This window comes from Bacillus zhangzhouensis, assembly GCF_000715205.1.
Lineage (GTDB): Bacteria > Bacillota > Bacilli > Bacillales > Bacillaceae > Bacillus > Bacillus zhangzhouensis.
On the sequence record NZ_JOTP01000033.1, the window covers coordinates 20845 to 31651 of the forward strand.

Consider the following 10807-nt stretch of genomic DNA (forward strand, 5'->3'; position numbering starts at 1 on the left):
TAGATCATATAAAGAACCGATAAAGAGGATGTACTGAGAAAAAGAGAGGATGAACGTGAGCGAATGTCACAGAGAATTGATAACATAATAGACGCTTTACCAATCATTGGACTAGCTATGAGAGAGCAACTAACCTTTTCTGTTTTAGGGAAAGAGAAGGTTCTTTATTATCAGCAACATGGGAACATTGACTTAGGGTTTAAAGCTGGTGATACAGTGGCTAATGGATTTCAAAACTTTGCGATGCTGAAAAATGGGAGAGAGCCATCTTTTATTCAAATCCCGAAAGAGGTGTACGGGATTCCAATGGATATCGTAGCCGTCCCGATTACAGATGAGAATGGTCAGGTTGTCGCTGCCTTTTGTGTTGCATATGACCAAACCAATCAACATCGATTAGATCACATCATGACAGAGAGCAACCAAGCATCTGAAAAACTAGTCGCGATGGTACAGCAAGTTGCCGCACATTCAGAGGAACTACAAGCGACAAGTGAACAAATACTGCAAAATACGAAAACCACTGTCGAAAATTCCTCTAAAATCAATCAAGTGTCCAATCTCATCAAAGGTATCTCTGATCAAACGAACTTACTCGGACTCAACGCATCAATAGAAGCTGCAAGAGTAGGTGAAGCGGGTGCAGGCTTTGGAGTGGTCGCAACAGAAGTGAGGAAGCTATCCACTCATGCGAAGCAAGCGACGACTGATATTGAAACAGCGCTAAAAGATGTACAGGGATCTATTAAAGGAATGGAAGAAGAAATTGCACAAATCGTGGCTTCCTCTGAGCATCAAGCAGAGCTTGTAGGCACTTTTACTAAAATTATTGAAGGACTTCACGAAACTAATGAAACGATGAAAGCATTGGCAGACGACTTAGTTAACTATCAAGTGAAATAAAAAATTCTGATCAAAACCTCCAGCTGAAGCGGAGGTTTTTTTAACGTTTTAAGGTGAGGAACTTGTTAGGATATTGACCGATTGATCGCTGACAGGCAGGGTACACTTCTGTATGATAGAAAAAGAGAGACTAGCTTGGTCATTAGACCTATTCATAAGGAGGAAGACCATCGTGACACAATCAGCGAAGCTGCAAGAAATACTCGCACCTTACCGAACATTGTTAGATCAAACTGAAAAACCAATGATTCAATTACAGATGAAACAAGGAAAAACAGGACCATACGACAGCAAAATAGCAGGGGACCCTTACTTCCCAAAAAACGACGAATATCCAGTTGACGGTGAAGGACATCCTATGAAGCTTTTGGCACAAGTTAATTTTGGACAGCTGCCGAAGCTGAAAGATTATCCAGAAACAGGACTTCTGCAAATTTTTATTTCTGTTCATGATGATCTTTATGGGATGAATATTGACCATAAAACAGAGCAAAAAGATTTTCGGATTAAATTCATTGAAGAACCTTTTGTAGCAGAAGAAGAGTTATTAACTGATTTTTCTTTTGTGAAAATTCCAGATGATTTTTATTTTCCTGTGACGAAAGAAGGCGCGATAACAGGTGAATTATCAAGCGAAACGATCAGTGTAGGAGATTTTCGATTTGAAAAAGTCACAGGCAAACAAAGCTGGGACCTATTCGAAGGTGTAGAAGGTATTGATGGAGATGAAGCGGATGCCTTGCTAGATGAATTTTATGAGACAGAGAGTGGTTTTGGTCACAAATTGGGTGGGTATCCAGGCTTTACACAAGAGGACCCGCGTACCTACGAAGACCAGGAACATACCGTTCTGTTATTACAAATCGACTCAGATGATGAAGTGGATATGTTGTGGGGAGATTGCGGGATCGCCAACTTTTTTATCAAACCAGAAGACCTCAAACGAAAAAATTTCGAGAATGTCGTCTATAATTGGGATTGCTCCTGATTTTGTAAAAAACACTCTTTAAACACTCTTTATAGAGTGTTTTTGTGTATGTTTTTAGACTTTTTGCCCCTATTTCGTCATGTTTGAGAGGTAATATGTCATTCTTTCTAGTTGACCGTATCAAAAAAAAATGTAAAATCATCTTAAAGTCCTCTTTTTTGATAATAATAATAAAATGACATATCAATCAACAATAAATGCTCGAAAAAGCGGAATGTACTGGGGGGTATCAATTGATCATTTCGAAAGTAATCAATAATAATGTGGTCAGTGCGTATGATGACGAGCAGCATGAGCTGGTCATTATGGGCAGAGGGATCGCGTTTCAAAAGAAAAGCGGAGACCCGATTGACGAAGAACGTATCGAAAAAGTATTTTCCATTCAAAATAAAGATATATCAGAAAAATTTAAAACCCTGCTTTATGATATTCCAATCGAGTATATGCAAGTGTGTGAGGCGATTATTGATCATGCGAGAACGACCCTGAACAAAAATTTAAATGACAGCATCTATGTGACGTTGACGGATCATATCACCTTTGCCATCGAACGTCATCAAAAAGGAATGGACATCAAAAATGCTTTGCTCTGGGAAATTAAACGGTTGTACAAAGATGAGTTCATGTGCGGTGTAGAAGCGGTTCGGATCATACAGGACAAACTCAACATCCATCTTCCTGAGGATGAAGCAGGCTTTATTGCCATGCATATTGTCAATGCAGAGCTCAATGAGGAAATGCCGAATGTGATTCAAATCACGAAGCTCATTCAAGATATTTTGAATATCGTCAAGTATCACTTTCAAATTGATTTGGATGAGGAATCATTAAATTATTTCCGTTTTGTCACGCATTTAAAGTTTTTTGGGCAGCGTCTGTTTAACGAAACACAAATGGAAAATCAAAATGAATTTCTGTATGAAGTGGTAAAAGAAAAAAATACAGCAGCTTTCCAATGCGCCGAAAAAATTAACGATTATGTTCAAAAAGAATACAACCGAAGTCTCATAGAAGATGAGATGTTATACTTAACTTTGCATATCGACAGAGTGGTAAAAAGAAAATAAATTTAAAAAGAAAGCGTTGACATCACTAAATTAACATGATAATTTATAACTATAAACTAAATAACCCACAATCTTTTAGGATTGTTACTGGTCAAGCAGGCAAAACCTAAATCATTTTCCCTATCTTTGATAAGGCGTGATTTAGGTTTTTTTATATCTAAAGACATATAAAATTAAATAATGATCAATCGCTATTAAGGATTGTTACTGGTCAAGCAGGCAAAACCTAAATCATTGTCCCTATCTTTGATAAGGCGTGATTTAGGTTTTTTTATATCTAAAGACATATAAAATTAAATAATGATCAATCGCTATGAAGGATTGTTACTGGTCAAGCAGGCAAAACCTAAATCATTCTCCCTATCTTTGATAAGGCGTGATTTAGGTTTTTTTATATCTAAAGACATATAAAATTAAATAATGATCAATCGCTATGAAGGATTGTTACTGGTCAAGCAGGCAAAACCTAAATATCGATTAATGTCTGAATCGCTATTTTTCGGACATTAATGGATGTTTAGGTTTTTTCTATATCAAGATGTAATCAACGATTGGAGGGTAATACAATGAACCACAAACAAACAGCAAAAGAAGTTCTAGAGCTTGTCGGCGGTGAAAAGAATGTTAAGCAAGTCACGCATTGTATGACAAGACTTCGCTTCAACTTATACGATGAAGGCAAAGCGGATAAAGAGAAGCTGCAATCAACAGACGGGGTCATGGGTGTGAATCAAAGTGGGGGTCAATATCATGTCATTATTGGCAATGATGTTTCAAATGTCTATCAAGCGATGATTGCTGACTCAGGCCTGTCAACAGATGTAAAGTCAGGCAGCACAGAAGAGGCTTCAAAACAAAATGTGATTTCAAAGCTTTTCGATTTTATCTCTGGTGTCTTCACACCGATTCTTCCAGCCATCGCTGGAGCCGGTATGATCAAGGGGATATTGGCACTCATGCTGACGTTCCAGTGGATATCGGATAAAAGCAGCACATATGCAATTTTAACAGCTATCGGCGACGGAGCCTTTTACTTCTTACCGATTCTGCTTGCTGTAAGCGTCGCCAAAAAAATTGGCACAAATCAGTATATCGCCGCTGCCATTGCAGCCGCCGCACTGCACCCGCAGTTAACGGCTTTACTAGGCGCAGGAAATACAGAATTTCTAGGCTTACCAGTGGTTGCCGTTGTGTACTCTTCATCGGTCATTCCAATTCTACTTACTATCTGGCTCGGCTCATATGTTGAAAAATTCGCAGAAAAATACAGCCCGAAATCATTAAAGATCATCCTTGTTCCAACGGTCACACTTCTCGTCGTTGTACCAATTATGCTCATTGCGGTTGGACCGCTTGGTGGGATTATCGGAAATGGCCTTTCAGGTGGAATTGATTTATTGTTCAAACATGCAGGTATTTTGGCCGGACTCTTGATCGGCGGCTTCATGTCACCATTGATCATTACGGGCATGCACTATGCACTACTTCCAATCATGATCAACAACATTACGTTAAACGGTTTTGACTACATTCTTCCAATGATGTTTGTAGCGAATATGGCACAAGCAGGCGCAGCATTCGGTGTCTTCTTAAGATCAAAAAACAAAACATTCAAATCATTGGCGATGTCTACAAGTATCACTGCATTAATGGGTATTACTGAACCTGCTATGTATGGTGTGAACATGCGATTGAAAAAACCGTTCCTTGCAGCCCTCATTGGTGCAGCAGCAGGTGGCGTGTTCATGTCGATCTTTAAAGTAAAATCATATGTGATATCTGGATCAGCAGGTCTCCCGGGTCTCCCAACATTCATTGGTCCAACATTTGTCTACTCCATCATTGGATTGGTCATCGGTTTTGTTGTAGCAACCATCATGACACTTGTTCTAGGATTCAAAGATGTACCAGTGAAAGATGATACAAAAGCAGACAAACCAGAAGAAAAAAAAGACACAGTAGCACTTCAAAATGAAGTGGTACAAAGCCCGCTTGAAGGACAACTAAAGCCGCTAAATCAAGTAAATGATGCAACATTCTCAAATGAAATCATGGGTAAAGGCACTGCCATTGTCCCAACAGTTGGACGTGTTGTTGCACCGTTCAACGGCAAGGTTGAAACCATTTTTCAAACAAAACATGCCATTGGCTTAAAGAGTGACCAAGGCACTGAGCTCCTCATCCATGTTGGAATTGATACGGTGAAGCTCGGCGGAAAGCATTTTACAAGTCATGTAGAGTCAGGTGATCTTGTTCAAGCAGGAGATGTGCTCGTTGAATTTGATATCGAGGGCATTCAGCAAGAAGGCTATGATGTCACCACACCAATTATTGTGACCAACACAAACGATTTTGCACAAGTTGATGCGAAAACAGAAGGCACGATTTCAGTACAAGAGACACTGCTCACAGTCAGTGTAGAAGAAAACGAGGAGGGCATTCAACATGAACAAGTTAGAAAAAACATTTCCTAAAGGTTTCTTATGGGGCGGCGCTGTTGCGGGCAACCAAATTGAAGGTGCTTATAATAAAGATGGAAAAGGCTTATCGACAGCTGATGTATCACCGCACGGTATTATGCATCCATTCGATGAATCAATGAAAGACTTGAACTTATATCATGATGCGATTGACTTCTACCATCGCTATAAAGAAGATATTGCACTCTTTGCAGAAATGGGATTCAAATGCTTCAGACTATCCATTTCTTGGCCGCGTATTTTCCCAAATGGCGACGATGCTGAACCAAATGAAGCAGGTCTTGCTTTTTATGACAGAGTATTTGATGAACTCCATAAGCATGGAATTGAACCAGTTGTCACGATTTCTCATTATGAAATGCCGCTTGCACTTGTGAAAAACTACGGCGGTTGGAGAAACCGTAAGCTTGTCGATCTGTATGAAACATATGCGAAAACGTTGTTTACTCGCTATAAAGACAAAGTGAAATATTGGATGACCTTTAATGAAATCAACGTCGTGTTACATGCACCTTTCACTGGCGGCGGACTTGTATTTGAAGAGGGTGATGACGAGAAAAGCATTCAATATCAAGCAGCGCATCACCAATTTGTTGCAAGTGCTTTAGCTGTCAAAGCAGGACACGAAATCATTCCTGATGCGAAAATCGGCTGTATGATTGCAGCGATGACCACATATCCGTATAGCTCAAGACCAGAAGATATGTTTGCTGCGATTGATCAGGACCGTAAAACATTGTTCTTCTCAGATGTACAGGCAAGAGGCTACTACCCAGGTTACATGAAACGATACTTCCGCGAAAATGGAATTCATATTGAGATCCAAGATGGTGATGAAGACATCCTAAGAAACCATACAGTGGACTATATTGGCTTCAGTTATTATATGAGCTTTGTGACAAGTACAGATCCAGAGGTTCTTGGACAAGTTACTGGTGGTAACCTATTCGAAGGCGTGAAAAACCCTTATCTAGAAGCAAGTGATTGGGGCTGGCAAATTGATCCAAAAGGACTTCGTACAACACTAAACCAGCTATATGACCGCTACCAAAAACCATTGTTTATCGTAGAAAATGGACTGGGAGCTGTCGATCAAGTAGAAGAAGACGGGTCCATTCAAGACGATTACCGAATTGATTACCTCAGAAGCCATTTGCTAGAGGCGAGAGAAGCCATCGCAGACGGAGTAGATCTGATCGGTTATACAAGCTGGGGTCCAATTGACCTTATCAGTGCATCAACTGCTGAAATGAAAAAGCGCTACGGTTTCATTTATGTCGACCGTGATAATGAAGGAAACGGTACATTAGATAGAAAGAAAAAGAAAAGCTTCGATTGGTATAAACAAGTGATTGCCACGAATGGTGAGCATTTAGACGCATAAAAAATTAAGGTCAAAAAAACCACTCAATGCCATGAGTGGTTTTTTTGCAATATAACAAATACATATCAATTATATTAAATACTTTTGAGAATTGTCGTAATGTGTCGATCGATAGTAGTTGATATAAATTTGGTAATATAGGATAATTATCCCGATTGCGGAATAACTGTATCGAGAAATCGGGGGAAAATATGTCTAAATTCAAATTTTTATATCTAGCTATTATTTTTGTAGTTGCATCATCATTATTTTATGTTCAAGATGCTCAAGCTTATAGAGCAGTAAAAACAATTTCTAAGGTAACGGCTAAAGCGGATTTACCATATTGGTCTGATCTTAAAGGTTGCGGCAAATTTAAAGCTCAAAGTCAAACAACACGTACAGGCTTTAAGAAACTTCACCACGATGTCAGTTTCTACACTGTTGGTGGAAGTGTTTCTGCTCCAGGAACGGGAGCTACAGGAAGTGCTTCAAGTAAGTCTTATAGTAAGTCAACGAAAGGTAAAATTTACACTACTTCAGGTAACGTTTGTGCAGGTGGATTAGCTATTTATCTTGGTATGTATACGACAACTGAAGTAGATCAAAATAGCAGCAGAACTTACACAGCTACAGCTAAAATCTAAAAGTCTATTGATTCAGTTATTCCGCACTTATTTCAATTAATATTAGGAGAATACATCATGTATAGAATACTAATATTTATAGTCTCAATGATCTTGATTGTAACGGGATGTAGTCAAAATGAAAAAATATCTATGCAACGAAAGATTTATAACAAAGATTTTTTACGTACTATCCACTCTTATATGAAGAGTGAGTCAGGAGGTCAAGTCTTTGAGGTCAACAGCCAACAAGAGCAACCATCCGAATTAATTCAAAACACGCTAGCACTTTACCAAAAAAATCGTGGTCACGATCGTAAACAAGTAGAATGTAGGGAAGAAAAAAATCAATTTTTCTGTAAGGTGGCACTTTCTCACAGTGTGAATAAAAATCAATTTTCAAAGAAAGATATCACCGGTATGGATTCCTATTTAAACCTTTTCTTATTATATGATGTATTTATTAAAATAAAGGATTCTAACGGTGTTAAACTAGTCAATGAAACTTTCTCCAAATTGGAAAAGCCGTCTCCGCAAGATAAAATAGAGTACCATTATTATCTAATATTGACATCATATTTTCATCATAAGGTACCTACCTTTTTAGAAAAAGAGATTCAATCTAACTTGGAACAATATACAAGTTTATCTCTTTTTGATTATGACGAGCCTATTATTCTTTACGCATCACTTATATTGGCGAATATGTTAGAGATAGAACCAAATGTGAAACATTTAACGAAGATTTATTTTAATGAAGATAACCAAAAAACCATTTTGTTTAGAGATGAAATTACATATTGGTTCCACTTTCAAATCATTCAGTTATTACAGGATATGAATCATCAAAAAGAGAGCGGGCTTACTTTTAACATTCCTTCAAATTATATGCCTTTTCCTTCATTATTTTACTCATTAGATTCTTTAAGGAATCTTTATTTAATGTCAAACATTTTTTCTAGTGCTGATCTTGACCAAGCAGAAGAATATAGACAGATTTTAACTAATCGATACGAAGGTTTACTTGAAGACGAACATCAATTAAGCAGTTATCAAAATCAGTTTTTCGCAAAGCAAATCACGAGTGAATTAGGTTTGCCGTTTGACGAAACATCGATTCCTGATGGCACATGTCAAAACATAGAGAACAGTAGTGAAATGTACTATTGTTTTAAACTTAAAGGGGAAAAAGCCGATAAGAGTATTGTGAAGTGGAGCGATTCGGATGATTTATTAACAACACTTATGAAATATGATATTGTAGACATAAATCAAGAAGATAAGAATAAATTGGTAGATATGTTTAATGAAGTTATTTCATATCATGGAGATAATCATTACATTATTCTCAATTTATATACGGATCTTTTATTACGCTATAACTTTGATGTGCCAAAAAATCAAATTAAGAAAAAAATTAAAGCCTCTCATTGTGGCTTAGGTTATTGCACATCTAAAGGAAGTTACGATTTCGAATTAGGTGTTTATGGTAATCACACACTTAATTTGTTAGAGGGGATTGAGATGGCTAGTGAACTTAGATAATAAAGGAGATACGTCGATTCTAAAGATCGACAACCTTGGCTTTCGATATGGGAATGCAACCATATTAAAAGATTTGTCTTTACATATTCAAGGCTCTGGCCTTTATGCCCTTCATGGGGAAAGTGGTAGTGGAAAGACGACATTTATTAACATTATTGCATTGATTCAAAAACCGAGTACTGGGAAAATGACGTTGTTCAATCAGTCCATTGATTTTACAAATCAAGAACAGATTGATGAATACCGCAAAAAAATCGCCTATTTCTTTCAAGATTTGAACTTGATTGAGTCTTTAACTGTGAGAGAGAATTTGGATGTCATCTCGTTAATTAATGAACAAGAAATCTCAAATGAAAGATTAGCAGAACAGGCTAAGAAGCTCAAAATGAGCGAGAAACTTGATGTAACAGTTAGTAACCTTTCAGGTGGAGAAAGGCAGCGCGCGGCTTTTTTGAAAATCATGCTGTTTAATTATTCACTGATTCTATTAGACGAACCAACAAATAACCTTGATAAAGATAACATTCAGATGATGCTTGGTATGTTATCTGATTTGAAGAAAACGAAGACAATTTTAGTCGTTACACACTCTGATACCGTTGTGCAACAAGCTGATGTCGTTCTTCGTTTTGAAGACTTGAATAAAAGGAACCAATCCATATGAAAACATTATTCGTCTTTGACTATTTAAAAAAGAAACATCGATCGACCCTGAGAAAATTGGCTGTTTTGAATTTTGTTTTGCTGATGTTGATCTTTTTCTCTATATTTACTATCCTGATTTCTGCTGATAATATTTACAAAAACGTATTGACTAACGAGCGCCTTTCAATGGTTTTAATTAATGGGTATTCGAAAACCGGTGAGTACGAGTACGATACAGATAAAATTAAGCGTATGCCGAATGTCAAAGACATTGTCTACGAATATGACGTCTCGTTATCTATTGAAGCAGATGGAGAAACGGATATATTATCAGCTCTATCATTCAATCCGACAACAAAAGAGGCTGTGAGTTATGAGGGTGATCTAAAAGAAAACACCATCTTGCTTCCAGAAAGGTTCAAAGGTAAAAAAATCAAAGCATATGATGGTGAAGTGGAACCATTAGAAGCGAATATTGAGTACTATAAAGGTGAAGGGAACTATTTCTTAAAAGATTACAGTTACCTATCACCAGATCTGTACAAAAAAATGAGTAGTCAAATTAAGATTGGTGAGAACTACGATGGCGTTAGAACACTCATTGTTAATTTAAATAAAACAGAAGATATTTATGAGTTTGTGAACCAGTTTGATCGGATGTTTGATGAAGAGGATGTTTTTGTATACTACCAAGCGCAAGGGCTAGAGAAATTAGTCGCTAATTCAAAATTGTCATTTTTGTTGCTTGTCGTATTTCAGATCATTTTATTTGTGGTGATTGCTTTTATTTATCGAGGTCAGATGCATACACTGATTAGCATTTTGAACCGTGATTTGTTGTCCCTGTATTTAAATGGGATGTCACCAAAGGATATGATCAAGCAATTCTACCGCAGTATAGATAAGATGAACCTAAAAGTGTATATTGTAGCGTTACTATTCATTGCCGTCTTGGGTGCTTTCTTGCTCGGTCGATTACCAGGAGAGATCATTTTATGGATTGGCGGTACAGCAGTTGGACTTCTTCTTGTCTTGGTTCTACTGAATAAATGGTTTGTGCGCTACATTATCACAAAACGCATGAAGAAAGAACTGTCACAAGAGAATATCGTATCAAGATTGCGAAACTAAAAAAAGAACTGCCTAATGGCAGTTCTCAGACTGTAGACAAACCCCACCTTTACTTCAAG

9 protein-coding genes are annotated in these 10807 nt (G+C 37.5%); all 9 read left to right on the plus strand.

Annotation, left to right across the window (positions count from 1 at the left end; translation table 11 throughout):
- Positions 1-447: 447 nt before the first annotated feature.
- The 9 genes from BA70_RS20995 to BA70_RS17140 all read left to right on the plus strand — a co-directional run bounded on the left by BA70_RS20995 (position 448) and on the right by BA70_RS17140 (position 10748).
- Positions 448-903: a methyl-accepting chemotaxis protein gene (locus BA70_RS20995; RefSeq protein WP_420834688.1), complete on the plus strand. Its 456-nt coding sequence runs from the start codon at positions 448-450 to the stop codon at positions 901-903.
- A 172-nt stretch (positions 904-1075) separates the two neighbouring features.
- Positions 1076-1891: a YwqG family protein gene (locus BA70_RS17105; RefSeq protein WP_034324798.1), complete on the plus strand. Its 816-nt coding sequence runs from the start codon at positions 1076-1078 to the stop codon at positions 1889-1891.
- Positions 1892-2124: 233 nt separating this feature from the next.
- Positions 2125-2958: a BglG family transcription antiterminator LicT gene (licT, locus tag BA70_RS17110; protein ID WP_034324799.1), complete on the plus strand. Its 834-nt coding sequence runs from the start codon at positions 2125-2127 to the stop codon at positions 2956-2958.
- A 566-nt stretch (positions 2959-3524) separates the two neighbouring features.
- The gene (locus BA70_RS17115) at positions 3525-5432 is read left to right on the plus strand and encodes a beta-glucoside-specific PTS transporter subunit IIABC (protein WP_034324802.1); all 1908 of its coding nucleotides are present in this window, start codon (positions 3525-3527) and stop codon (positions 5430-5432) included.
- A complete protein-coding gene (locus tag BA70_RS17120; protein ID WP_034324805.1) occupies positions 5404-6822 on the plus strand; it encodes an aryl-phospho-beta-d-glucosidase in 1419 nt (472 codons plus the stop codon). The genes BA70_RS17115 and BA70_RS17120 overlap by 29 nt, the downstream gene beginning before the upstream one ends.
- Positions 6823-7013: 191 nt before the next feature.
- Entirely contained in the window at positions 7014-7448 is a 435-nt protein-coding gene (locus BA70_RS17125; protein WP_034324807.1) for a hypothetical protein, read from the plus strand.
- 57 nt (positions 7449-7505) lie between these two features.
- The gene (locus tag BA70_RS17130) at positions 7506-8972 is read left to right on the plus strand and encodes a hypothetical protein (protein ID WP_034324809.1); all 1467 of its coding nucleotides are present in this window, start codon (positions 7506-7508) and stop codon (positions 8970-8972) included.
- Positions 8959-9636: an ATP-binding cassette domain-containing protein gene (locus BA70_RS17135; RefSeq protein ID WP_034324812.1), complete on the plus strand. Its 678-nt coding sequence runs from the start codon at positions 8959-8961 to the stop codon at positions 9634-9636. Before BA70_RS17130 ends, BA70_RS17135 begins: the two co-directional genes overlap by 14 nt.
- A 167-nt stretch (positions 9637-9803) precedes the next feature.
- Positions 9804-10748, plus strand: a complete 945-nt coding sequence (locus tag BA70_RS17140; RefSeq protein WP_239646703.1) for a hypothetical protein — start codon at positions 9804-9806, stop codon at positions 10746-10748.
- Positions 10749-10807: the final 59 nt, after the last annotated feature.